This is a genomic window from Bacillus haynesii (assembly GCF_001969855.1).
Taxonomy (GTDB): domain Bacteria; phylum Bacillota; class Bacilli; order Bacillales; family Bacillaceae; genus Bacillus; species Bacillus haynesii.
Genome location: NZ_MRBL01000009.1, coordinates 20,984 through 43,913, shown reverse-complemented (window position 1 = coordinate 43,913; position 22,930 = coordinate 20,984). Strand labels below are relative to the sequence as shown.

26 protein-coding genes and 1 riboswitch are annotated in these 22,930 nt (G+C 45.5%); of the genes, 14 read left to right on the top strand and 12 right to left on the bottom strand.

Annotation, left to right across the window (positions count from 1 at the left end):
* The first annotated feature begins 4 nt into the window (after nucleotides 1–4).
* From BTA31_RS09435 to BTA31_RS09425, 3 genes are all read left to right on the top strand, one after another.
* Nucleotides 5–523 carry a gamma carbonic anhydrase gene (locus BTA31_RS09435; RefSeq protein WP_076791052.1) on the top strand — a complete coding sequence of 173 codons (519 nt, stop codon included), beginning with the start codon at nucleotides 5–7 and terminating at the stop codon, nucleotides 521–523.
* Nucleotides 524–696: 173 nt separating this feature from the next.
* Entirely contained in the window at nucleotides 697–1,221 is a 525-nt protein-coding gene (locus BTA31_RS09430) for a phosphatase PAP2 family protein (RefSeq protein ID WP_043926281.1), read from the top strand.
* 58 nt (nucleotides 1,222–1,279) lie between these two features.
* Nucleotides 1,280–2,416 carry a glycosyltransferase family 4 protein gene (locus BTA31_RS09425; RefSeq protein WP_076791050.1) on the top strand — a complete coding sequence of 379 codons (1,137 nt, stop codon included), beginning with the start codon at nucleotides 1,280–1,282 and terminating at the stop codon, nucleotides 2,414–2,416.
* A gap of 43 nt (nucleotides 2,417–2,459) precedes the next feature.
* Here the strand turns inward: BTA31_RS09425 and asnB are convergent, their stop codons facing one another.
* Entirely contained in the window at nucleotides 2,460–4,358 is a 1,899-nt protein-coding gene (gene asnB / locus BTA31_RS09420; protein ID WP_076791047.1) for an asparagine synthase (glutamine-hydrolyzing), read from the bottom strand.
* A 144-nt stretch (nucleotides 4,359–4,502) separates the two neighbouring features.
* Nucleotides 4,503–5,705, bottom strand: coding sequence for a methionine adenosyltransferase (gene metK, locus BTA31_RS09415; protein WP_043926284.1), 1,203 nt, complete (start codon nucleotides 5,703–5,705; stop codon nucleotides 4,503–4,505).
* 390 nt (nucleotides 5,706–6,095) lie between these two features.
* A riboswitch (SAM riboswitch) is annotated at nucleotides 6,096–6,233 on the bottom strand.
* Nucleotides 6,234–6,427: 194 nt separating this feature from the next.
* Between metK and pckA the strand changes: the two genes are divergently transcribed.
* Both pckA and BTA31_RS09405 read left to right on the top strand, forming a co-directional pair.
* Nucleotides 6,428–8,011, top strand: coding sequence for a phosphoenolpyruvate carboxykinase (ATP) (gene pckA, locus BTA31_RS09410; RefSeq protein WP_076791045.1), 1,584 nt, complete (start codon nucleotides 6,428–6,430; stop codon nucleotides 8,009–8,011).
* Nucleotides 8,012–8,261: 250 nt separating this feature from the next.
* Nucleotides 8,262–9,446 (top strand): dicarboxylate/amino acid:cation symporter, encoded by a 1,185-nt coding sequence (locus tag BTA31_RS09405; RefSeq protein ID WP_076791042.1) that lies wholly within the window; start codon nucleotides 8,262–8,264, stop codon nucleotides 9,444–9,446.
* 40 nt (nucleotides 9,447–9,486) lie between these two features.
* On the opposite strand, the gene BTA31_RS09400 is transcribed toward BTA31_RS09405, so the two are convergent.
* Both BTA31_RS09400 and BTA31_RS09395 read right to left on the bottom strand, forming a co-directional pair.
* Complete coding sequence (locus BTA31_RS09400) at nucleotides 9,487–9,729, bottom strand: DUF2584 domain-containing protein (RefSeq protein WP_009329422.1); 243 nt, start codon at nucleotides 9,727–9,729, stop codon at nucleotides 9,487–9,489.
* Entirely contained in the window at nucleotides 9,730–10,554 is an 825-nt protein-coding gene (locus BTA31_RS09395) for an alpha/beta hydrolase family protein (RefSeq protein WP_076791040.1), read from the bottom strand.
* A gap of 143 nt (nucleotides 10,555–10,697) precedes the next feature.
* Between BTA31_RS09395 and BTA31_RS09390 the strand changes: the two genes are divergently transcribed.
* The 3 genes from BTA31_RS09390 to BTA31_RS09380 are packed head-to-tail and all read left to right on the top strand — an operon-like array spanning nucleotide 10,698 to nucleotide 13,242.
* Nucleotides 10,698–11,654, top strand: coding sequence for an ABC transporter substrate-binding protein (locus tag BTA31_RS09390; protein WP_076791177.1), 957 nt, complete (start codon nucleotides 10,698–10,700; stop codon nucleotides 11,652–11,654).
* A gap of 12 nt (nucleotides 11,655–11,666) precedes the next feature.
* Complete coding sequence (locus BTA31_RS09385) at nucleotides 11,667–12,455, top strand: ABC transporter ATP-binding protein (protein ID WP_076791037.1); 789 nt, start codon at nucleotides 11,667–11,669, stop codon at nucleotides 12,453–12,455.
* Nucleotides 12,418–13,242, top strand: a complete 825-nt coding sequence (locus BTA31_RS09380) for an ABC transporter permease (RefSeq protein ID WP_076791035.1) — start codon at nucleotides 12,418–12,420, stop codon at nucleotides 13,240–13,242. The genes BTA31_RS09385 and BTA31_RS09380 overlap by 38 nt, the downstream gene beginning before the upstream one ends.
* Before the next feature lie 30 nt (nucleotides 13,243–13,272).
* Here BTA31_RS09380 and ytkD read toward each other — a convergent pair whose 3' ends face one another.
* From ytkD to BTA31_RS09360, 4 genes are all read right to left on the bottom strand, one after another.
* Nucleotides 13,273–13,749, bottom strand: coding sequence for an RNA deprotection pyrophosphohydrolase (ytkD, locus tag BTA31_RS09375; protein WP_043926289.1), 477 nt, complete (start codon nucleotides 13,747–13,749; stop codon nucleotides 13,273–13,275).
* 176 nt (nucleotides 13,750–13,925) lie between these two features.
* Nucleotides 13,926–14,249 (bottom strand): hypothetical protein, encoded by a 324-nt coding sequence (locus tag BTA31_RS09370; RefSeq protein ID WP_003184604.1) that lies wholly within the window; start codon nucleotides 14,247–14,249, stop codon nucleotides 13,926–13,928.
* A gap of 47 nt (nucleotides 14,250–14,296) precedes the next feature.
* Nucleotides 14,297–14,701 (bottom strand): phage holin family protein, encoded by a 405-nt coding sequence (locus BTA31_RS09365; RefSeq protein WP_003184607.1) that lies wholly within the window; start codon nucleotides 14,699–14,701, stop codon nucleotides 14,297–14,299.
* Nucleotides 14,702–14,853: 152 nt separating this feature from the next.
* Nucleotides 14,854–15,291, bottom strand: coding sequence for a Dps family protein (locus BTA31_RS09360; RefSeq protein WP_043926293.1), 438 nt, complete (start codon nucleotides 15,289–15,291; stop codon nucleotides 14,854–14,856).
* Nucleotides 15,292–15,424: 133 nt separating this feature from the next.
* On the opposite strand from BTA31_RS09360, the gene ytzI reads away from it, so the two are divergent.
* Nucleotides 15,425–15,568: a YtzI protein gene (gene ytzI, locus BTA31_RS09355; protein ID WP_076791033.1), complete on the top strand. Its 144-nt coding sequence runs from the start codon at nucleotides 15,425–15,427 to the stop codon at nucleotides 15,566–15,568.
* On the opposite strand, the gene BTA31_RS09350 is transcribed toward ytzI, so the two are convergent.
* Complete coding sequence (locus BTA31_RS09350; RefSeq protein WP_076791030.1) at nucleotides 15,562–16,005, bottom strand: FixH family protein; 444 nt, start codon at nucleotides 16,003–16,005, stop codon at nucleotides 15,562–15,564. The two genes, ytzI and BTA31_RS09350, sit on opposite strands and share 7 nt — an antisense overlap.
* Nucleotides 16,006–16,135: 130 nt before the next feature.
* Nucleotides 16,136–16,609: an S-ribosylhomocysteine lyase gene (locus BTA31_RS09345; RefSeq protein WP_043926295.1), complete on the bottom strand. Its 474-nt coding sequence runs from the start codon at nucleotides 16,607–16,609 to the stop codon at nucleotides 16,136–16,138.
* A 137-nt stretch (nucleotides 16,610–16,746) separates the two neighbouring features.
* Between BTA31_RS09345 and yidD the strand changes: the two genes are divergently transcribed.
* A complete protein-coding gene (yidD, locus tag BTA31_RS09340; protein ID WP_043926296.1) occupies nucleotides 16,747–16,974 on the top strand; it encodes a membrane protein insertion efficiency factor YidD in 228 nt (75 codons plus the stop codon).
* On the opposite strand, the gene BTA31_RS09335 is transcribed toward yidD, so the two are convergent.
* The gene (locus BTA31_RS09335) at nucleotides 16,971–17,540 is read right to left on the bottom strand and encodes a beta-class carbonic anhydrase (RefSeq protein WP_043926297.1); all 570 of its coding nucleotides are present in this window, start codon (nucleotides 17,538–17,540) and stop codon (nucleotides 16,971–16,973) included. The genes yidD and BTA31_RS09335 overlap by 4 nt on opposite strands.
* A gap of 126 nt (nucleotides 17,541–17,666) precedes the next feature.
* Between BTA31_RS09335 and BTA31_RS09330 the strand changes: the two genes are divergently transcribed.
* Nucleotides 17,667–18,848 (top strand): GTP-binding protein, encoded by a 1,182-nt coding sequence (locus BTA31_RS09330; protein ID WP_076791027.1) that lies wholly within the window; start codon nucleotides 17,667–17,669, stop codon nucleotides 18,846–18,848.
* A gap of 98 nt (nucleotides 18,849–18,946) precedes the next feature.
* Nucleotides 18,947–19,978, top strand: coding sequence for a metal ABC transporter solute-binding protein, Zn/Mn family (locus BTA31_RS09325; protein WP_076791025.1), 1,032 nt, complete (start codon nucleotides 18,947–18,949; stop codon nucleotides 19,976–19,978).
* Between the two features lie 81 nt (nucleotides 19,979–20,059).
* Here the strand turns inward: BTA31_RS09325 and BTA31_RS09320 are convergent, their stop codons facing one another.
* A complete protein-coding gene (locus BTA31_RS09320; RefSeq protein WP_003184624.1) occupies nucleotides 20,060–20,305 on the bottom strand; it encodes a type B 50S ribosomal protein L31 in 246 nt (81 codons plus the stop codon).
* 191 nt (nucleotides 20,306–20,496) lie between these two features.
* Between BTA31_RS09320 and BTA31_RS09315 the strand changes: the two genes are divergently transcribed.
* Nucleotides 20,497–21,822, top strand: coding sequence for a cytochrome ubiquinol oxidase subunit I (locus BTA31_RS09315; protein WP_043926301.1), 1,326 nt, complete (start codon nucleotides 20,497–20,499; stop codon nucleotides 21,820–21,822).
* A 36-nt stretch (nucleotides 21,823–21,858) separates the two neighbouring features.
* On the top strand, nucleotides 21,859–22,902 hold the full coding sequence (locus tag BTA31_RS09310; protein ID WP_193427229.1) for a cytochrome d ubiquinol oxidase subunit II: 1,044 nt from the start codon (nucleotides 21,859–21,861) through the stop codon (nucleotides 22,900–22,902).
* Nucleotides 22,903–22,930: the final 28 nt, after the last annotated feature.

The following is a 22,930-nucleotide window of genomic DNA, read 5'->3' as shown; positions in this document are numbered from 1 at the left end:
ACCTATGATCTACCCTTATAAAAAAACGGAACCCGTTATTCATGAAACGGCGTTTATCGCCGACAACGCGGTCATCACCGGAGATGTAACAATCGGAGAGCGATCAAGCATCTGGTTCTCTTCTGTTATCCGCGGCGATGTCGCCCCGGTCAGAATTGGAAAAGGCGTGAACATTCAAGACCTTTCCTGTCTGCACCAAAGCCCTGAACGCCCTCTCGTGATTGAAGACGGTGTGACGGTAGGCCATCAGGTTACATTGCACAGCTCCGTGATTCGAAAGCATGCCCTTATCGGAATGGGGTCGGTTATTCTTGACGAAGCGGAAATCGGAGAAGGCGCTTTTATCGGGGCAGGCAGCCTTGTCCCGCCGGGCAAAAAGATCCCGTCCGGGCACCTCGCATTCGGCAGGCCCGCTAAAGTCATCCGCCCGTTAACCGACAAAGATAAACAGGAAATGGAAAGAATTCGCAAAGAATATATTGAAAAAGGACAATACTACAAATCCTTGCAAAAAAAAGATTAGCTTTGCTACAACTTTACCATTTTTCCACCGATAATTTAAGCAATAACCTTTTCGGCCGCACACGTCTGCGGCTTTTTCTTTTCCGAAATCTTTACAAATACTTATCATTTGCTAAACATTCATTTTTTACAATAAACATGTAGCAGCCATTCATGTAAAGGGGGTTATGACATTTGAATAAACTGATGGTCGGCATCTACAACTTTGAATGCCGGATTTTCCTCGGTATGAACAGCTTATTTCACCAAAAAACACTAAACCGTTATTTTCGTTCCTCAACTCATTTGGGAGGGGCTTTCTGCACGATTTCCGCCTGCCTGTCTCTCTTGCTGTTCGGATCCGGAAGTGTTCGTACAGCGGGGATCGCCAGCGCCCTTGCACTTTTGGTCAGCCATCTTCAAGTCATGCTGATCAAAAAGCTGTATCCGAGAAAGCGGCCGTATTTAACGCTAAAGGAAACACAGGTTTTGCAAAATCCGCTCAAGGATCATTCTTTTCCATCCGGCCATACGACCGCGGTATTTTCTGTCATTACACCGCTAATGATATTCTTTCCGATACTCGCGCTTTTATTAATTCCGGTAGGCATCAGTGTGGGGCTCTCCAGAATTTATCTCGGTCTTCATTATCCTTCGGATGTTCTGGCAGGCACGGCCCTCGGGATTTCAGTCGGAACCTTGTCGGCGATGATCTTCTAAGCCGACCGTTTCTTCCAAAGCGTCACTGATTTTTACATCACCAACAGGAGGGGAAACGATGAAAATTGCGATATTTACGGACACTTTTACACCAGATGTGAACGGCTGCGCCAGAACGTTGAAAAGGTATACGGATTATCTTGAAAAAAACGGGATACCCTATAAAGTATTTGCGCCGGAAAGCACGCATGAAACACAATTTTCGAGCCGCATCCGCCGTTTTACGAGCATGCCGTTCTTCTTATACCCCGAGTGCAGAATCGCTCTTCCTAATCTCATCAAAATGAAATCAGAACTCCGCGAATTCCATCCCGATCTCATTCACATCGCGACTCCTTTTAATATCGGCCTGGCAGGGCTCAAGCTTGCAAAGAAATGGAACATCCCCGTCGTAGGCTCTTACCATACCGATTTTGACCAGTACCTTTCATATTATGATCTTCAAATGTTTTCCAAATTATTATGGAAATATATGCACTGGTTTCATAAAGATTTTCGAAAAGTTTTTGTGCCTTCGCGTGAAACGTTCATGCAGCTTAAAGCCAAACAATTCAGGAACCTCTCCATCTGGAAGCGCGGCGTGGACTGCTCGCTGTTCAGTCCGGCGTATCAAACCGAACACATCCGTAAACGATACGGGATAAAGGAAACCTATATCCTGAGCTATGTCGGAAGGCTTGCACCAGAAAAAGACTTGGAGACGCTGCTCAAGATTGCAAGTCACCCCGCTTTGAAAGGTGATGTCCACTGGCTGATCGCCGGAGACGGCCCGTTAAAAAAAGAGCTTGAGAAGCGAGCTCCCCTCAACATGACTTTTGCCGGCTATGTCAAAGGAGAAGAGCTGGCAAGCATCTATGCGAGCTCAGATTTGTTCGTCTTTCCTTCGCCGACGGAAACCTTCGGAAATTCCGCTCTTGAAGCGCTCGCCTGCGGGACGCCTGTTATCGGGGCGGATTCCGGCGGCCTGAAAGACTTTATACAAAACGGAAGAAACGGTTTTCTTTCCGAACCTAGAAATCCGGAAGCATTCACCGAAAATATACTGCGCGTGCTCTCCAACCCGTCGTTAAAAAAACGGATGGCATACGATGCGAGAAGCTATGCCCTTACCCAGTCGTGGGATGTGATTTTTGACAATCTCCTCTCCGATTGTGAAAGTGTGCTTGCAGATTTATCAGCAGAAAAACCGGCATAAAAAAAGAAGGTTTTCGGTTAATCGAAAACCTTCTTTTATTAGCTTAAACAATAATGACCTCTTTTGGCTGATGGTTCAGTTCTTCCGGTACAAAGCGTTTTTCAACGAAAATACTGTGCCAGATCATAAAGATGAGAACCGTCCAGATTTTGCGGCTGTTATCCGCTTTGTTGGCGCAGTGGTCTTCAAGAAGCTGAAGCACGTAATCTTTATGAATATATGCGTCTGTCTCGCTCTCTTTAATGATGTTCACGGCCCAGTCATGCATTTCGTTTTTCAGCCAGTGGCGGATCGGCACAGGGAATCCCAGCTTTTTGCGGTTCAAGACATGATCTGGAACGATGCCTTCCGCCGCTTTTCTAAGCAGATATTTTGTCGTGCCGTTTTTCGTTTTCAGCTCTTCCGGAATTTTGGAAGCCGCTTCAAATACGACTTTGTCCAAAAATGGAACGCGGAGTTCCAGTGAGTTGGCCATCGTCATTTTGTCGGCCTTCAGCAAAATGTCGCCGCGCATCCATGTGTGGATATCGACATACTGCATTTTGTTGATTTCGCTGTAGGACTTGCTTTCTTCAAAATACGGCTTTGTCACGTCACAGTAAGAGAGGTTGCTGTCATACTGGCGAAGAAGTTTTGATTTCATGCCTTCTTCAAAAATCTTTGCGTTACCGATATATCTCTCTTCAAGAGGTGTACAGCCCCTCATTAAAAAGCTTTTCCCTTTCATTCCTTCCGGCATCGCTGAAGCTACGTGCAGAAGCATCTTTTTCAGCGGGGAAGGGATTCGCTCAAACGGCTTTAATGAAAGCGGCTCTCGGTAAATATTGTAACCGCCGAACAGCTCATCTGCCCCTTCTCCGGATAAAACAACTGTAACTTGCTTCTTCGCTTCCTTCGCGACAAAATACAAAGGAATCGCAGCAGGGTCTGCCAGAGGATCATCTAAATGCCAGACGATCTTTGGAAGCTCGTTCATATATTCTTCAGGCGAAATGATCGCGCTGAAGTTTTCCACGCCGACCTTATCAGCGGTTTCTTTCGCAACATCAACTTCGCTGAAGCCTTCATGTTCAAAGCCGACAGAGAATGTCTTTAAGTTCGGATGGAATTGCTTCGCCACTGACACGATAAAGGAAGAGTCAATGCCTCCGGAAAGGAAGGAACCTACTGGCACATCGCTTCGCATATGGACTTTTACGGAATCAAAGATCGCGTCTCTTACTTCCTGAACAAGCTTGTCTTCTTCGGTCTGAACCGGCTTGAATTGAACTTTCCAGTATGTTTTAAATTGAAGATCCTCGCCCGGGCGAACGGTAAACTGATGGCCCGGTTCTACTTTTTGCACCTTTTTGTCAAGCGTCTCAGGCTCCGGTACAAATTGGAATGATGTATACTGCTGCAGCGCTTTTTCATTCAATTCCAAGTCAGCATCGACAGCCATCAGGCTTTTTCTTTCTGACGCAAAATAAACGTGGCCGTCCGTTTTCGTAAAATAGAGCGGCTTAATGCCGAACGGATCGCGCGCTCCGTATAGGAGCTGTTCTTTTTTGTCCCAGATTAAAAAAGCAAACATTCCGCGCAGCTTGGAAGCGGCTTCCTGTTTGTAGTGGCGGTAAGTCGCAAGCAAAACTTCCGTATCTGAATCGGTTTTGAACTCGTATCCTTTTGAAAGAAGTTCGTCTTTCAGTTCTATATAGTTATAGATTTCTCCATTAAAAATAATCCAGTAGGAATCATCTTCATAAGACAGAGGCTGTCCTCCGTTTTCCACATCGATGATGCTGAGCCTTCTAAATCCGAAGCCTACATGCTCATCATGATAGTACCCATCATCGTCCGGACCGCGGTGTACAATCATTTCATTCATTTGTTTAATCAGTTCTTCCTGGGCTGCTGTCTCGGATGATGGGCGATGATTGAATACCCCTACAAATCCACACATAGTATTGCCTCCGATTTTTTAAATTTCGTGCAGAAATCAAAGTCTGCTTCTTGATTAGACAAGTGTTTAAAGAAAAACGTTTCACATCCGCCCGCTTTTTGCCATCGAAAAACAAAGCCGCTTATTAAAGCGGCTATGCGGTTGTTATTCTCCTAATGCTTCTTTCTTCAGCTGATCTGCTTTGTCTGTGCGCTCCCAAGGCAGATCAAGATCGAGGCGGCCGAAATGTCCGTAAGCTGCCGTTTGTTTGTAAATCGGACGGCGAAGATCGAGCATTTTAATAATGCCGGCAGGTCTTAGATCAAAGTTTTTGCGAACCACTTCGATCAATGTTTCTTCACTCGCTTTGCCTGTACCGAATGTATCGATTGAAATGGAAACCGGCTGTGCAACACCGATCGCGTAGGCAAGCTGCACTTCACAGGAATCAGCAAGGCCTGCGGCGACGATATTTTTCGCTACATATCTCGCAGCATAAGCTGCAGATCTGTCAACCTTTGTCGCATCCTTACCGGAAAACGCTCCGCCGCCGTGACGGGCATATCCGCCATAGGTGTCAACGATGATTTTGCGTCCTGTTAAACCGGCATCCCCCTGCGGTCCTCCGATAACAAAACGGCCCGTAGGATTAATGAAGTACTTCGTGTTTTCATCAATCAACTCTTTTGGCACTACCGGATTGATGACGTGCTCTTTCAGATTGCGCTGAATTTGTTCAAGCGAAATCTCAGGATGATGCTGAGTCGAAATGACGATTGTATCGATGCGAATCGGCTTGTTATTCTCATCATACTCAACAGTTACCTGTGTCTTTCCGTCCGGACGCAGATACGGGAGAATTTCCTCTTTGCGGACTTCTGTCAAACGGCGAGACAATTTATGAGCAAGCGAAATCGGCAGAGGCATAAGTTCCTTTGTTTCGTTGCAGGCAAAACCGAACATTAAACCTTGGTCTCCGGCTCCGATCGCTTCAATTTCAGCGTCGCTCATTGCTCCTTCACGGGCTTCAAGCGCCTGGTCGACTCCCATTGCAATGTCTGGAGACTGTTCATCTATAGACGTTAAGACCGCGCAAGTTTCGGCATCAAAACCGTATTTTGCACGTGTGTAGCCAATTTCTTTAATCGTTTCGCGGACTGTTTTCGGAATATCGACGTATGTGGACGTCGTAATTTCACCGCTTACCAGCACCAATCCGGTTGTCACAGATGTTTCACAAGCAACGCGGGCATTCGGATCTTTCTTTAAAATTTCGTCTAATATACTATCCGAAATCTGGTCGCAAATTTTGTCCGGATGTCCCTCCGTAACTGACTCTGATGTAAATAACCGACGGTTTTTGCTCATTTATGTTTCCTCCTGTATATGAAGATCAGCCGTGATCTTAAGTATGATACGGATCTCGTCCCTCTTGATTATATGACGATACTCGGGCTTCATACGCTCTCGTTTTGAAACAATTTCCATATGCTAGTCTTGACGAGATTCTGAGTCGAAATTCCCCTTAGGAGAATTTTTCCTGACTGGTTGCCCGGCTAGACCTTTCACGTCCTGTGAAAAACGCCCAGTACCTTCCTCCTGCTCGATACTCGGCTAAAACCTTTCACGTCCTGTGAAAAACGCCCAGTACCTTCCTCCTGAAGGCAGTTTTTTTAGCAATTTTTGTATCTCGATTTATGCAATAAAAAAACCTTTTCCTATTCGCTGAGGAAAGGGTCTGGTATTGCGTGCCTTTCACTCTTATCGCTCAAGGTATTGAACACCTTGCATCAGGTTAGCACCGTAGTTGTCTCAGAAACTGTTTTTTTCCATTAATAAGAGAAACCGGTTGCTGGGTTTCATTGGGCCTGTCCCTCCACCAGCTCGGGATAAGAGTATCCGCTCAATGAAATATCTTATCTTAAAATGGCTTGTTATGTCAATATCGGCCGAAATAAATTTGCACTTGTCTTTCGAGAAAAAACCCGAACGAAAAATGAAGAAACGGTATAGACTATAAGAGTAAATGTGTTATACTAATTCTACATTAATGTTATACACATTAAAAAACATGCAAAGGAAGGTTTTTTATGAATTCTGTAGATTTAACAACTGACTTACAAACGTTAATAACGGGCGAAAACGTTCAGCTGAACTTATCCGTTCCCCTTTTGGTTGAAAAAGTCCTTGAGCGCAAAGAAGGAGTCTTGACATCTTCCGGAGCCGTGCGGGCAACAACCGGTACATACACCGGCCGCTCGCCAAAAGACAAATTCATTGTGGAAGAAGCGAGCACAAAGGACAAAATCGATTGGGGTGCGGTGAACCAGCCGATTTCAGAAGCCGCCTTTGACCGGCTGTACACAAAAGTGCTCAGCTATTTAAAGGAACGCGATGAATTGTATGTATTTGAAGGGTTTGCAGGGGCAGACGAAAAATACCGGCTTCCGATTACAGTTGTGAATGAATTCGCCTGGCACAACCTGTTTGCAAGACAGTTGTTCATCAGACCTGAAGAACACGATAAAAAACCTGAAGAACAGCCGTTTACGATTCTTTCCGCTCCGCATTTCAAAGCCGATCCGCTCGTTGACGGGACCAGATCTGAAACGTTTATCATCGTGTCGTTTGAGAAGCGTACGATCTTAATCGGAGGCACCGAATATGCCGGAGAGATGAAAAAATCGATTTTTTCTATTATGAATTATCTTCTTCCTGAACAAAACATTTTACCGATGCACTGTTCGGCAAACATTGGCGAGGAAGGCGGAACAGCTCTCTTCTTCGGATTGTCAGGTACAGGCAAAACGACGCTTTCCGCCGATCCGAAGCGGAAGCTGATCGGTGACGACGAACACGGCTGGTCCAGCACAGGCGTTTTCAACATTGAAGGAGGCTGCTACGCCAAGTGCATTAACTTAAGCGAAGAAAAAGAACCGCAGATTTACAATGCGATCCGCTTCGGTTCCGTTCTCGAAAATGTCGTTGTCGACAGCAGAACCGGAGAGCCGGACTATTCCGACACATTCTATACGGAAAACACGAGAGCAGCTTACCCGATTGACGCGATTGACAACATCGTCAAGCCGAGCATCGCCGCACACCCGCAGACCATCGTGTTTCTGACGGCAGATGCTTTCGGCGTACTTCCTCCGATCAGCAAGTTAACGAAAGAACAAGCCATGTATCATTTCCTGAGCGGATATACAAGCAAGCTCGCCGGCACCGAACGCGGAATCACCACTCCTGAAGCCACATTCTCGACCTGCTTCGGTTCACCGTTCCTCCCGCTTCCGGCACACGTGTACGCTGAAATGCTCGGAAGAAAAATCGATGAGCACGGCGTCAGCGTTTTTCTTGTCAATACAGGCTGGACAGGCGGCGGATACGGAACCGGGGAAAGAATGAGCCTCGCTTATACGAGAGCGATGGTTCAGGCCGCGATAGAAGGAGAACTGGATAACGCCGAAATGAGGACTGACCGCATTTTCGGACTTCATTCACCGGTCCACGTTCCGGGTGTGCCGGATCAAGTGCTTGATCCGGCCAAAACTTGGGCAGATGAAAACGAATACGAGGAAAAAGCGATTCACCTGGCGAATGCATTCAAAAAGAATTTCAAAAAGTTCTCCAATACCGAAAACATCGAAAAAGCCGGAGGACCGCTCGTATAACTCAGCCCACTTGCAGCAGCGCAGAAGACATGCGCTGCTGCAGTTTCTCAAAAATCCTCTTCTCCTACCAACGACCGATGCCATTTTCTGGGTAATGATCAAGATGACAGTCAAGCACAGCCAATGATAAAGCGCTCCCAATTCACGAGTATTATTATTTGAAAATACAGACTTTTTTTATTTTTAACAAAAGAAATCTTTCATATGATAATATTATAAAAACATTTGTATATATCAGGAGGACACATCTATGAAATTTGGATTACTGCCGAGGATCATTACGGCAATTATTCTTGGTGTTATCGTCGGAAGCTTTGCTCCGCTTTGGTTCGTCAGAACGGCAGCTACTTTCAATGATATTTTTGGAAGCTTCATTAAATTCGTCATTCCTTTTATTATTATCGCTTTTATTATTCCCGGCATCGGACAAATCGGCCGCGGCGCCGGAAAAATCCTTGGCATTACAGCAGGTATCGCCTACACGTCAACCATTTTTGCCGGCCTCCTGGCGTACCTTGTCGGTTCAAATCTTCTTCCCGCGATCATTTCCGGCCATCAGCTGCAGGAGTTTAAAAATCCGGAAGAAGTTCTGCAAGCAGGATTTTTCACCATTGAAATGACGCCGTTTATGAGCGTGATGAGCGCACTGATTTTTGCTTTCATCATGGGGATCGGAATCGCTTATCTGCCCGGAAAAACATTGAAAAACGCGTTTGATGAATTTCAAACGATCGTTGAAAAGCTGATATCATATATTATTATTCCATTATTGCCTGTTCATATTTTCGGTATTTTCACCAATATGACGTTCGGCGGTCAGGTGCAGACGATTTTATCCGTATTTGCAAAAGTTTTCGTGATGATCATCGTGCTTCACCTCGTCATACTCTTGATTCAGTACTCCGTTGCGGGTGCTGCAAACGGCAGAAATCCGCTGTCGCTGTTGAAAATCGTGGCACCGGCATACTTCACCGCGCTCGGCACACAATCGTCAGCGGCAACGATTCCCGTCACGCTGAGGCAAGTCAGAAAAACGGGGGCAAGCCAAAAAGTGGCTGACTTCGCCGTTCCGCTCCTCGCCAATATTCATTTGTCAGGAAGCACGATTACACTGACAAGCTGTGCAATGGGCGTGATGATTCTAAACGGTCAAACGCCGACTTTTTCGGTCATGATGCCGTTCATTTTAATGCTTGGCGTCACAATGGTCGCAGCGCCGGGTGCACCAGGTGGTGCCGTCATGGCCGCGGCCGGATTGCTGCAGTCGATGCTCGGCTTTAATGAAACTAGCGTATCATTGATGATCGCTCTTTACCTTGCCCAGGACAGCTTGGGTACAGCAACGAACGTTACAGGAGATGGCGCTCTCACCATGCTGATTCACAGGCTGACTTCCAAAAAAGGAATCGGAAAAGAGGAAGATGTGCCTGCATAATAAAGAAAAGCCAAGGACGCTATCCGCGCCTTGGCTTTTTTTAATTCGTCGAATTTAATGATACGAGCCTGTATGTTAAATGAGTCCGTCCGTCTGACCATTCAAGGCGCTCCGCCTGCGCGGTGCCGGTAATGTCGCCACGCTTAGTCTTTCTGACTTCAAGCGGCACATGAAGAGGGTAAACCCGATAACCTTCTTTCTCGAGTGTAAATACATTTTCCTCAACCCGCGTTTCTTTTCCTTTTGTTACAATCATCGTGTTAAATTCAACTGGCATTCCCACCTAAAGTCCCCCTCCTTTTCTCTTTTCCTTTAGTTTACCATAACTTGTCCAAGGACGGCTTTTCATCCATTGAGACAATTCTCTTACAATCCGCCTGTTTTCGCGCGGAGGAAAATAGTGCGTATATCGGTTGAAATACCACGTATCCACCGACTTGTTTCTTTGCTGGAGTTCGCGCTCAAGGCGCCGCGCATGCTCGATGGAGACATTTTCATCGTTAGCTCCGTGGATCAAAAGCACGGGCGCTTCAATCTTCTCCAGCTCATCAAAAGGCGTCCTCCATTCGTATGCTTCAGGAACCTTTTCAGGCGTCCCGCCGATGACCCGCTTCATCATCCTCCGCAAATCTTTGCGTTCGCGATAGGTCATGACCATATCGCTGACACCGCCCCAAGACACAAACGAAGCGGCCGCTTCTTTCATTTTGATTGCCGTTAAGATCCCCATGATCCCGCCGCGGGAAAAGCCAAAAATGTGAACGCGTCCGTCCTTTACCAGTTCGTGCTTCTGAAGAAGACGAAAAGCGGCAAAAGCATCTTCCCTGTCATCACCTGCAAAGTCTTCATCGCCTTCTCCTCCTTGATTGCCCCTGTAAAACGGAGCAAGAACGACAAAGCCCTGTGAAGCGAACTGGACAATTCGGCCCGGTCTGACCATCCCGACGTTTTTAATTCCGCCGCGCAAATACAAAAATCCGTCATAATATCCGGGAGCGGCCGGCTCGGCCAAGAGCCCCTTAACCTTGAGTCCTTGTGAAAGGTATGTGACGGAAAACAGACGTACCTCTTTGTTCGGCGATGGAAACCTTCTTTTTTCTATCCACATTCGTCACGTCACCTCTTTTAATCCGCAGCTGTCCCTCACACCTGTTTAGTATATAACATAAACTATTTTATGCCGAAAATAACCGAAATTAAAGGAGGGAAATCGGTTTGAAGCGTTTCTTTTTTACCATATTGTCCTTCATCATGATGCTGTTTATCCTCGCTTCATGCGGCGGACAAAAGACTGAAAAGATCCGTCTGGCGGAAGTGACCCGTTCCGTTTTCTATACGCCTTTATATATCGCCTTTTCTGAAGGTTTTTTTAAAGAAGAAGGCCTTGATGTTGAACTGAAAACGACCTGGGGCGGAGATAAAACGATGACTGCCCTTCTGTCAAACGGCGCCGATATTGCGCTTGTCGGATCGGAAACGTCGATATACGTGAATGCCCAGGCCGCAAGCGATCCGGTGATTAATTTTGCACAGCTTACCCAGACGGACGGAACATTCCTCGTCTCCAGGAACGATTCGGGGCATTTCAGCTGGGATGATTTGAAAAACAAAACATTCCTGGGCCAGCGCAAAGGCGGAATGCCGCAGATGGCTGGCGAATTTGTCCTGAAACAGAAAGGTATCGATCCTAAAAAGGATGTGAACCTGGTCCAAACGATTGATTTCGCGAATATCGCAAACAGCTTTGCATCTGGTACAGGTGATTATGTTCAATTATTTGAACCCCAGGCATCCATTTTTGAAAGAGAAGGCATCGGCCGCATTGTCGCCTCCTTCGGAAAAGAATCGGGCCGAATTCCATATACCACTTTTATGGCCAAACAAAGCTACTTAACGAAAAACGAAGAAGCTGTCGAAAAGTTCACCCGCGCGGTTTTTAAAGCGCAGCAGTGGGTGGAGACGCACTCTGCAAAAGAAGCAGCCGAAAGCATTCAAGATTATTTTAAAGATACCGAGCTTTCAATCATTGAATCTTCAATCGAACGGTATAAACAACAACGGTCTTTTGCCCTTGATCCTGTTTTGGATGAAAAAGAATGGAACCAGCTTCAAACCATCATGGATGAAGCCGGCGAGCTGCCGAAGCGCACCCCTCATCAAAAGCTGGTCAATACAAAGATCGCCGAAAAGGTCACAAAAAATCACTAGGAGGTGGCCGCAGTGTCTTTTTTGCAAGTTCAGGATGTCACACATACTTACTTTTCATTGAAGGAAAAAACAGCAGCGCTGGAACACGTCAGCATTGAAGTCGAAAAAGGCGAATTTGTTTCGTTTCTCGGCCCAAGCGGATGCGGCAAAACAACACTTTTATCGATCATCGCCGGCATCGTTTCCCCCACGGAAGGACGCGTCTTGATTGAAGGGCGCACGCCTGAAGAAAAGGATCGGCACATCGGTTATATGCTCCAGCAGGATTATTTATTTCCCTGGAAAACAATTGAGGAAAACGTCTTAATCGGTTTGCACATTTCCAAAAAATTCGGACCGGAAACGAAGGAAGCCGCTCTCGGCCTGCTGAAAAAATTCGGGCTTTACGAGGTTGAAAAAAAGTATCCAAAAGAGCTCTCAGGCGGTATGAGACAAAGGGCGTCGCTTGCCCGCACACTCGCTGTCGACCCCGATATCCTTCTGCTTGATGAGCCTTTTTCAGCCCTTGACTATCAGACCAAATTGAACCTCGAAGATTTAGTGTTCAACACGTTAAAGACGTATCAAAAAACAGCGGTGCTTGTGACCCATGATATCGGTGAAGCGATAGCGATGAGCGACCGGATTCTGCTATTTTCAAAGCAGCCGGGCACCATCCATAAAACATTTGCCGTTCCTGAACCGCTCAGGAAGCTGACACCGTTTGAAGCGAGGCAGGAACCGGAATTTCAGCCCCTCTTTCAGAACATATGGAAGGAGCTCAATGACCTTGAACAACAAACATCTGAAACCAAAAGTTGACTTCCTTCATGAGGCTTTTTTAAAGGAGCAGCAGGCCGAAAAAAGGCGGGTCCGCTTTTTTCAAATCGCGATTTTCATCGTTTTCTTTTCGCTGTGGGAAACCGCAAGCCGTCTGGCATGGATCGATCCGCTGATCTTCAGCTCCCCTTCAGCCGTCTGGGCGCTTTTCCTCGAAAAAATGGGAGACGGATCATTGCCGGGGCATATCGGTGTAACCGTATTTGAAACCATCCTCGGCTTTCTGGCCGGAACATTGCTTGGAACTTTTCTGGCCGCCCTCTTATGGTGGTTCCCGAGGCTCTCCAAAATATTGGATCCGTATCTTGTCGTCTTAAATGCGATGCCGAAAGTGGCGCTGGGCCCCATTCTCATCGTTGCGATCGGCCCCAGCTTGACGAGTATTATTGCAATGGGCGCCATCATCAGCGTTATCATTACGACAATCGTCGTCTACACGTCCTTTCAAGAAATCGATGAAAACTATTTAAAAGTCATGAAGACATTCGGCGCTACGAAACGCGAGATTTTCAAAGAAGTCATTCTGCCCGCTTCCATTCCGACGATCATATCTACACTGAAGGTCAATGTCGGCTTGAGCTGGGTCGGTGTCATCGTAGGAGAATTTTTAGTGTCGGCTCAAGGCCTCGGCTATATGATCATCTACGGCTTTCAAGTCTTTAATTTCAACCTTGTCATGCTGAGCCTCCTGATTATCGCCGTCTTTGCAACATTGATGTATCAGGGTGTCGAGCTGTTGGAAAGAAAGTGGATGAAAGGCAGAGTATAACATGAAAAAACCCTGCAAATGCAGGGCTTTTTATTTAATGATGCCGGCCGTTTTCAGCTTTTCAAGACTGATCGTCAGGACGGAATCTTTCATAATGAAACTGTAATTTCTGTTTTTAGCGATATCCTTCGGGAGGCTCTTCAGCAAAACAGGGCCATTCGTCTCATAGTACGTCTGCTGTTTTTCGATCTTTTCAATATCGGCAAAATAAATATTTTTGACGATCACTTTCTCTCTGCCAAGAACTTTATATTGTCCGAGATAGGTCAGCTTTCTTACGACAGCGCCTGTTTCTTCCTTCACTTCCCGCAAAGCCGCCTCCTCAGCGTTTTCGCTTGGTTCGACTTTGCCGCCGGGGAATTCACGGCCCCTGTCCTTATGATTTGTCAACAGCCATTGATCCTCGTAACGGCAGATCACCCATACATGCTTTGGTTCTTTTGAAAAAGGTTCCTTTTCAAAAGAAAGCTGAACCGTATTACGGTAAAAATCTTTAAATTCGTACATCATAATCCCTCTTATCCGTTTCCTTGCTTCTTCCACTCATCATATCATATATTGGTTCTTTCGGTAGAGTTTTTGTCCAGTTCAACTCAGTAATTTTATTGTTGCCTCAGAACTTCAGTGTCCATTTTGAGTGAGAAGGCGGCAAGGCTGGGTAACTCCGTGCCTGCGGGCTTCGTTTAATCTGCTGAATTGAGTTCGGCAAGGCCGTTTTCACTGATAAACGACTTCGTTTCTTCATTGCCCAGACGGTAAAGCATCGAGTAAATGTCTTTGCGCAGTTCATCCATTTTGTCATTTGCACTGTCATTGTGGTATTCGACTGCGGGCACGTGAGCTCTGAAAAAGTTGACCCAGTCTTCTGAATACAGCTGATCAAAATATTCCCTTAAAATGATGATGTCATCATCTGTCGCCGAAATTTGAAATTCCCACGGGGAAGCGTCTGAGCTCTGCGAAATCATTCCATCTTGCACCGAAACATAGTACGTCTTTTTTTCCAAAGCCAATCATCCTTTTTCGTGTTAGTATGACCAGTTGTGTTAAAATGTTACGGCTTTCCCCGGAGTTTTTCCTTTATGGTATTTAAAATGTCCAATAACATCTGCGGCACGGGAATTCCTAACGAATGTGCTGTGCTCACGATTTGAAACGCTTCATATAAAATATAAAACATAATAGAAAAATCGCGGATCGAACTGCCTGTTTGCAGCATTTGATCAAAAAGATGGGCAACGGATATCAGAAAGAGCGTAACTAATTTTTTCGCCAGCCTTGTAAACAGCCTCTTGATCGTAAATCGATCTTCCACACATTCGTTCAAGCTTTTGCTGACAAATTCAATTCCCATCAGTGTAATTAAGATCATAAATAAATATTCGATTCGGCCAAACAAAAATCCGATGGCTGATAAACCAATTGTAAAGAGCGAAAAGATGCTTAAGTCCTTAAACATGTGCTTCAACATCCTTTCAAAAAAGACTTTTCATAGCTTATCCTATGAAAAAAGACTTTGAAAGGCTTGGATGAATTGTTTGACAATTTCTAAAAAAGGCTTTAAAAAGAACGAAAACATAAAAAAAGCTCAGGCATTGCCCGAGCTTTTCTTTACCCTAAGTAGGCTTTCAGCATCCAGTTGTGCTTTTCAATCGATTGATGAATCGCGAGCAGCATGTCTCCCGTCGTTTCATCATTGACTTCATCGGCAAGTTCCATTCCGCTTTTCAGCTCCTCTGCCACCGTTAAAAAGTCATTATAAATATTTTGCACCATTTGTTCAGAAGACTCGCTTCCGTCCGCTTCTTTAATCGCGGACATTTCCAGGCATTCCTTCATCGTTCCGACCGGGGAGCCCTGTATGGCCAATAGGCGTTCAGCCAAATCATCGATATGCTCTGCCGCTTCTGTGTAAAGCTCCTCAAATTTTTCATGCAGCGTAAAGAAATCTTTCCCTTTCACATACCAATGATAATTATGTAGCTTCACATATAGAACGGTCCAGTTCGCGACTTGTTTGTTGACGGTTGCTTTCAATTTTTCAGACATTAGATCGTCCTCCTTTTCGTTTACTTTTGATTTACCCGTTTAGCTTGTGCAGGAAACATTTCTTTTACTCTTTATCATGATTTTCTTTGCCTGATATGGTAAACTGTTGGAAAAAGCTATTCGGAGGTAAGTGATGATCCTCTTTTGGATTATTGTCGGAATTCTGATCACCGGTGCCGTTCTGGCCATATCGCTTGTCACAACGTCAAAAGCTTATGACTACAAGCATGAAGTCGATCCCCTTCCGTCGCGCGAAGAAGAACAGCCCCATCAATGATGGTGGGCTTCTTCTTTTTCATCTTCATCGGTCACATCCGTCGCTTTCCCTACTTTAATGTCTGCAACAGGCATTGTATGCTGTTTTTTCGCCGTGACATGGACTTGGACTTTGTAATGGCCGTCTTCTGGAAACGCTTTTTCCATGCTGTATACGCCTTTTCCCTCATTTTTCGCTTTGATTAGCTCGCTATCTTCCTTGCTCCCGGCCTTCCAGCATTCAAACTCCACCTCATCGGCATCTGCAACAGGCTCGTCCCCATAGAGCACGGTCGCTTTTATGACAGCCTTTTCATTTTTGGCCGCCGCTTCAGGCGCCGCCAGTTTGGCCGTCAGCACTTGGGGCTCCTCATCCGATGCCGCCTGCTTGTCCCCCTGGCTGCAGGCGGAAAGACTGACCGCTAAACATAAGAGAATGAACCATTTTCCCAAACGCATCCTATCACCCTTCTTCTATGATATGTATTACAATATAAAGTGTAGCAAAGTTCAGGGGTAAATGGCATTATTTTCTTTGTGAACAAAAAATGAAAACCGGCTCAGAAGAGAGCCGGTTTTTTCAAACATTTTATCCAAACACTTTGAGCAGGTCTTCTTTATGTTGCGAAAGCCAAAAACGCATCATGCGCTTTGCGCCTTCAAGATCGTGAAGCTTTGCCTGGCCGCACTGTTTTTCGTTAGCCGCCGGAATTTCAGTCACTTCAACGGCTTCTTTGAACGTATCCTCAAGCAAATCAACGATTTCTTCCACTTTCGGTTCACCGCTTACCACCAGGTAATAGCCTGTTTGGCAACCCATCGGCGAAATGTCGATAATATCAAAGTGGTCATATTTTTCCGCATACGTGCGGATCGTAAATGCAAGAAGATGCTCCAAAGTATGAATCGTATCAGGTTTCATCGCCTGTTTATTCGGCTGGCAAAAGCGGATGTCAAACTTGTTGACGACGCCATCCGATCCTACTTTATGGACGCCGCAGTGTCTGACATAAGGCGCTTTTACCGCATTATGGTCAAGTTCAAAACTTTCAACTGAAGGCATGGTTCCTCTCTCCCCTCTAATCTGTCTTTTTGTATTATATCATACTTTACCGATAAGTTTTCAGGTGAATGCTTTTCCTTTTTATGAGTTTTTTACTTATATTATAATAAGGTCAAAACAAAAAAGGTGCGAAAAACATGAAAACCGTATTCCTGCTGCTCATCCGCTTTTATCAAAAATGGATATCACCGGCTCTTCCGCCGACCTGCCGTTTTTATCCAACATGCTCCAATTACGGCCGTGAAGCGATCGAAAAGCACGGCGCATGTAAAGGCGGATGGCTCACCATCAAGCGGATTCTCAAATGCCATCCGTTTCATCCCGGCGGAATAGATCCCGTTCCGGAAAAAAAGCAAAAGGATTAACGCTCTTCCGGATATCCGTTGACAATGAGATCCAGTCTGCCTGTTTCAGGATTGATGACAAGTCCGTGAACAGGTACTTCTTCCGGCATCAACGGATGGTTCCGAATAACGCTTACGCTGTCCCTGACGCTGTCCTCTACAGAATCAAAGCTTTTCAGCCATTGTTCAAAATCGACACCGGAGTATTCAAGAGTCTCAATCCGTTCTTTTGGAATGCCGCGCTTGACGACTTTGTCCAAAAAGCTGTCGCAGCTCAGCTTGCTCATGCCGCAGTCATGGTGGCCGATCACGCATACTTCATCAGCGTTCAGTTCGTATACCGCAACGAGAATGCTCCGCATAATACTTCCGAAAGGATGAGCCACGAGTGCGCCCGCGCTCTTAACGATCTTCACGTCTCCGTTCCGCATATTCATGGCATGAGGAAGCAGCTCGACAAGCCTTGTGTCCATGCAAGACAGAATCACCATTCTCTTATCGGGAAACTTGCTTGTTTGATATTTTTGATAGTCCTGCCGTTCAACAAACTGTTGATTGAACTGTAGAATATTATCCAAAAGTTTCATGGCTCATTTCCTTTCTAAACGCTTTTTATATCTAAATATAACATATTTCTTGTATTTTTTTCACAAGTCAAGTAAGATTCCCTTTGTATAAATCGAAACGATTACGTTTTAAGGAAGGTGAAGAACATGAAGCAAGACCTGATTCCGGTCACTGTTTTAAGCGGCTATCTCGGGTCCGGGAAAACGACGCTGCTGCAGCATGTCCTGCATGAAGCGCATGGCTTAAAAATCGCCGTGATCGTCAATGACATGAGTGAAATTAATATCGACGGCTCCCTGGTGAAAAAAGGAAACCTCATCCACACGGATGAAAAGCTTGTCGAAATGCAGAACGGCTGCATTTGCTGTACGCTGAGAGACGATCTGCTCATCGAAGTCAAAAAGCTGGCGGAGAACGGCGGAATCGATTATATTCTCATCGAATCTTCCGGTATCAGCGAGCCGATTCCCGTTGCCCAAACCTTTACTTACAAAGATGAGGAGCTGGATATTGATTTAGGCAAATATTGCAGGCTTGATACAATGGTCACCGTTGTCGACGGCAACCGCTTTTTTGAAGACTTCGCTTCGGGCGAGAGCCTTTTCGAACGGAAACAGGCGGCAGACGAAACAGACAGCCGGGAAGTGGCCGACCTTTTAATTGAGCAAATCGAATTTGCCGATGTCCTCATTTTGAATAAAACTGATTTACTCAATAAAGAAGAACAGGAAAAGCTTTTCTGGTCTCTGAGAAAACTGAATCCGGACTGCAGAATCATTTCTTCGACATTCGCAAAAGTGCCGCTTTCGGCTATCATAAATACGAAATCGTTTGATTTTGAAAAAGCAAGTCAATCAGCGGGGTGGATCAAAGAGCTGAATGAAGAGCACACACCTGAAACAGAGGAATTCGGAATCTCTTCCTTCGTCTATCAAAAACAAAGGCCTTTCCATCCTGAAAGACTGAAGCGCTGGCTTGAAAACTGGCCGCCGCAAATTATGAGAGCAAAAGGCTTCTTCTGGCTTGCTTCTCGAAATGACACAGCTGGCCTTCTGTCCCAGGCAGGCTCTTCACTGATGATCCAGAGCGCAGGCCCCTGGATTGCAGCGTCTCCCGAGGAAGAACAAAAGCTCGCGTTTGAAGAAGATCCCAATTTAAAAGCGGGCTGGGATGAAACATACGGAGACCGGAAAACTGAAATCGTTTTTATCGGCATCGACATGAATCAGGAAGACATGATCCGCTCCCTGGATCAGACCCTTCTGACAGATGAAGAAATGAATTCAGACTGGTCGGCCTTCCATGATTCACTGCCTGAATATATTTAACTATCATTTCCTCTTTTCAAATCGTAATTATTACGATACAATGATACAGGACCATTAAATCGGAACCATTTCAGTTTTACATTGAGAGGAGAAATACCATGAAAAAAACATTCGGAATAGCATCTGCATTCATTCTTGCTGCCGGATTAACAGCGGGTTGCTCAAGCAATGGAGCTTCCAGTGAACAAAAAGAAAATAAAGACACGCTGGATGTCTATACAACCATTTATCCGCTTGAAGACTTCACCAAAAAGATCGGCGGAGATTATGTGAACGTTAAAAGTGTTTACCCGCCAAACGTTGAAGCGCACACTTATGAGCCAAGCTCAAAAACGATGGCGGAGATTTCCGACTCGGATGCCTTTATATACTCTGGAGTCGGTGTGGAAGGATTCGCAGACAAAGCTGTAAACACATTAAAAAACAGCGACGTCAAAATCGTCAAAGCCGGAGAAGGCATTGACCTTCTGTCACGTGAAGAAGAAGGCGAACATGATGAGCATGCACATGAAGAAGAACACGGTGAGCATGATGAGCATGCACATGAAGAAGAACATGAACACGGAGAAGCCGAAGGCCATGATCATCATCACGACCATGGAGATCATGACCCGCACGTATGGCTTGATCCTGTCCTTGCTGAAAAACTGGCCGAAAACATTAAAGATGAACTCGTAAAATTAGAACCGGAACACGAAAAAACGTTTACGAAAAACTATGAGTCTCTAAAAAAAGATTTGGAGCAGCTTAACAAAGACTTTAAACAAACCATCGACAAAGCTGATAAAAAAGAAATTCTCGTCTCACATGCCGCCTACGGCTACTGGGAAAAACGCTACGGCATTAAACAGATAAGCGTTCTCGGCCTTTCGCCTACTGAGGAACCTTCACAAAAGCAGCTTGAAAACATTGTTAAAACAGCGAAAGAACATAATATTAAATATGTCATTTTTGAAAGCAATGTCAGCAGCAAAATCTCCGAGATCATCAAAAAAGAAATCGGAGCCGAAAGTCTGACGATGAAAAACCTTGAATCTGTATCAAAAGAAGACATTGAAAACGGCAAAGACTATACCGCCATCATGAAAGAAAACCTGGCCGTCTTGAAAAAAGCTTTATCAAACAAATAACAAAGAACAAGCGCATGACACCTCATGCGCTTGTTTTTTTATATGGACAAAAAAAGGCCGGAAACATCCGGTCTTTTTAGTTTAATCCATATTAAATCTTTTCTTGAATTGTTCGACCCTTCCGCCTCTTTCATTAAATTTCTGTCTTCCGGTATAAAACGGATGGGTATCAGAACTTACCTCAACTTTTATAACGGGATATGTCTTGCCGTCTTCCCACTCAGCCGTCTCATCAGAAGTTTTAGTTGAGCGGCTTAAAAAACGGTATCCGCTGTTTACATCCTGAAAGATCACTTGGTAAGTTTTCGGATGAATATTTGGTTTCATATGCTATTCCTCCTATCAAAACGTAATAATTACGTTTTATTATATACCTTTCAAATCCTTGTGTCAAAAATGAATGTTCATTGCCATGTTTTAATCACTTTATCCATTTTAACCGCTCACAGGAAGAATAATCTAAAAAAGGCGGTAAACAATAAAAAGCAAAATGGTGTAAATGAAAGGTGGTTTTCCGGATGAATGACTTGATTTTTGCAAGAAGCCTTTTCGGAACAACGATGGGGTTCCATATTATTTTTGCCTCGCTCGGTGTCGGAATTCCTTTAATGATTTTGCTGGCCGAGCTGATCTATCAAAGAACAAAAGATCCCCACTACGCCATTATGGCCAAAAGATGGACGAAGGCACAAGCCGTGTTGCTCGGGGTCGCCATACCGACCGGAACCATTGCCGGAACACAGCTGGCCCTGCTTTGGCCGGGATTCATGGAAGTGATCGGAAAAGTCATGTCCCTCCCATTTCAAATTGAAATCTACGCCTTTTTTATTGAGGCTTTATTTATGTCCATTTATGTGTACGCAGCCGATCGGCTGACTCCCCTTATGAGAATTACAGCTGTCATTTTTATCGTTATCGGAGCAGCCGCATCAGCCATTTTAATTACAAATGTGCACGCTTTCCAGGGAACGCCTGAAGGCTTCAAAATTGTGAACGGTGAAATTACGGATGTTCAGCCGTGGACGGCGTTTTTCAATAAAAGCTTTGTGGCCACAGCAGGACACGTTGTCGTCTCCGCTTTTATGACGGGCGCGTTTATTATTGCGACGATAGCCGCCTACAAAATGCTCCGAAACCGCGGTGATGAAAGAGTCTACGCCCTCCATAGAAAAGCGCTGCTGCTCGGGCTGATTGTCGGAGGAGCGTTTTCATTGGTCACGGCTCTGAGCGGGCACGAATCCGCACAGCTTCTTCACCGCTACCAGCCTGAAAAACTGGCCGGCGCAGAAGGGCTGTTTGAAACCCAGTCCCATGCCCCTCTTGCGATCGGCGGATTTACCGATGAAAAGACGCAATCGGTCAAATGGGCGATTGAGATTCCGTGGGCTTTAAGCTTTTTGGCCGACAACCGCTTTGACACCGTCGTGAAAGGGCTGAATGACTTTCCAAGGGATGAGTGGCCTCCTCTGTTCATTCATACCTTGTTTAACGGCATGGTTTTTATCGGCAGCCTTTTGATTGTTTATGCCGCTGTCGGTTTTATTTGGAGGAAAGTCATGAAAAAAGACCGCTTTCCCCGCTGGATGCTGGCCGTATTTATAACCGGCGGCCCGCTCGCTTTGCTCGCAATCGAATTGGGCTGGGTGTTCGCTTGCACCGGAAGGCAGCCTTGGGTCATTTACCATATGCAGAAAACGTCCGAAGTGGTGACAGCCTCCGGCTCGATCGGCATATTGTTTCTTTTGTTCTTTATCGTCTATATCATTTTAGGAGCAGCGGTGGTGTTTGTATTGCAATATTACTTTAAACGCCACCCTGTCGAAGAGGATTTAAAAAGCAGCTGAATGCACAAAAAACAGAAGGGAAGTCATATGATGCAACTGGATGGAACAACAGATGCCCTGCTGGCTATTTCGATCGTCTGGGGATTTATATTTATCTACGCCGTGATGGCGTCGATGGATTTTGGAGCGGGATTTTGGTCGATGATTTATATGAACAAAAAACAGCTGAAAGCAACCAATATTGCAAACCGCTATCTTTCTCCGACCTGGGAAGTAACCAATGTTTTCATCGTCGGAATTGTCGTGGCCCTTTTCAGCTTTTTCCCGGGCGGCACTTTTGTGCTGGGAACGGTGCTTTTGATTCCCGGCAGTATTATTTTATTGCTTTTGGCGATTCGAAGCGGATTTTTGGTCTTTTCTCATGCTGCAAAAGATTATGAAAGAGCGCTGACATACGTTTCAGGGATCAGCGGCTTTATCATTCCGGCTGTTTTAATCCTTGTCTTGCCCGTGACACACGGCAACTTCGTATATCAGGTAGACGGAAGCCACCAATTGGACTTTGTCAATTTGTTTTTAAGCCCCCATGCCTATTCTTTTATGGGTTTTGCCATTTTCAGCACGCTGTTTCTGTCTTCATTACTGCTGGCTGATTTTTCAAATGTAGCCGGAGAAAAGGACGCCTATCAGGTCTACCGCCGAAACGCTTTAATCACCGGGCCGCTTGCATTACTTATGTCGTTTGGCATCATGATGACCATGAGGACGGAAGCCAGCTGGCTTTATACGAAGATGATGGACGGGCTTCCATGGCTGGTTTTATCGTTTTTGCTGTTTCTCGTCGCATTTGCGGCACTGTTTCTGCCAAACCGACATAACAGCGACAGGCTGGGAAAGCCGCGCCTGGCTGTCATCGCCATTACGCTGCAGTATTTTACGGCGAGCTATGTGTACGGGAGAGCGCACCTTCCTTACATGGTCTATCCAGATGTCACGATTCAATCGGGCTTCACCGCACCGGAGACATTCAGGGCGCTGTTCATCTCCTACATCGTCGGTTTTATTATTTTATTCCCCGGCTTTTATTATTTCTGGAAATTGTTCATGAAGGACAAGCGGTACATCAAACAGCATGAATGAGGTTAAGCTAAATGTGTACAACTTTTAA

Bases quoted from the DNA above. Each gene is read 5' to 3' on its own strand.
- BTA31_RS09335 (WP_043926297.1), bottom strand. From the start codon at position 17,540: ATGAAACTTTTGGATAATATTCTACAGTTCAATCAACAGTTTGTTGAA.
- yidD (WP_043926296.1), top strand. From the start codon at position 16,747: ATGAAAACCGTATTCCTGCTGCTCATCCGCTTTTATCAAAAATGGATA.
- asnB (WP_076791047.1), bottom strand. From the start codon at position 4,358: ATGTGTGGATTTGTAGGGGTATTCAATCATCGCCCATCATCCGAGACA.
- BTA31_RS09380 (WP_076791035.1), top strand. From the start codon at position 12,418: ATGACCTTGAACAACAAACATCTGAAACCAAAAGTTGACTTCCTTCAT.
- BTA31_RS09365 (WP_003184607.1), bottom strand. From the start codon at position 14,701: ATGTTTAAGGACTTAAGCATCTTTTCGCTCTTTACAATTGGTTTATCA.
- BTA31_RS09360 (WP_043926293.1), bottom strand. From the start codon at position 15,291: ATGTCTGAAAAATTGAAAGCAACCGTCAACAAACAAGTCGCGAACTGG.
- BTA31_RS09345 (WP_043926295.1), bottom strand. From the start codon at position 16,609: ATGCCTTCAGTTGAAAGTTTTGAACTTGACCATAATGCGGTAAAAGCG.
- pckA (WP_076791045.1), top strand. From the start codon at position 6,428: ATGAATTCTGTAGATTTAACAACTGACTTACAAACGTTAATAACGGGC.
- BTA31_RS09320 (WP_003184624.1), bottom strand. From the start codon at position 20,305: ATGAAACCAAATATTCATCCGAAAACTTACCAAGTGATCTTTCAGGAT.
- ytzI (WP_076791033.1), top strand. From the start codon at position 15,425: ATGATCCTCTTTTGGATTATTGTCGGAATTCTGATCACCGGTGCCGTT.
- BTA31_RS09330 (WP_076791027.1), top strand. From the start codon at position 17,667: ATGAAGCAAGACCTGATTCCGGTCACTGTTTTAAGCGGCTATCTCGGG.
- BTA31_RS09395 (WP_076791040.1), bottom strand. From the start codon at position 10,554: ATGTGGATAGAAAAAAGAAGGTTTCCATCGCCGAACAAAGAGGTACGT.
- BTA31_RS09325 (WP_076791025.1), top strand. From the start codon at position 18,947: ATGAAAAAAACATTCGGAATAGCATCTGCATTCATTCTTGCTGCCGGA.
- BTA31_RS09425 (WP_076791050.1), top strand. From the start codon at position 1,280: ATGAAAATTGCGATATTTACGGACACTTTTACACCAGATGTGAACGGC.
- ytkD (WP_043926289.1), bottom strand. From the start codon at position 13,749: ATGTACGAATTTAAAGATTTTTACCGTAATACGGTTCAGCTTTCTTTT.
- metK (WP_043926284.1), bottom strand. From the start codon at position 5,705: ATGAGCAAAAACCGTCGGTTATTTACATCAGAGTCAGTTACGGAGGGA.
- BTA31_RS09390 (WP_076791177.1), top strand. From the start codon at position 10,698: ATGATGCTGTTTATCCTCGCTTCATGCGGCGGACAAAAGACTGAAAAG.
- BTA31_RS09350 (WP_076791030.1), bottom strand. From the start codon at position 16,005: ATGCGTTTGGGAAAATGGTTCATTCTCTTATGTTTAGCGGTCAGTCTT.
- BTA31_RS09435 (WP_076791052.1), top strand. From the start codon at position 5: ATGATCTACCCTTATAAAAAAACGGAACCCGTTATTCATGAAACGGCG.
- BTA31_RS09315 (WP_043926301.1), top strand. From the start codon at position 20,497: ATGAATGACTTGATTTTTGCAAGAAGCCTTTTCGGAACAACGATGGGG.
- BTA31_RS09405 (WP_076791042.1), top strand. From the start codon at position 8,262: ATGAAATTTGGATTACTGCCGAGGATCATTACGGCAATTATTCTTGGT.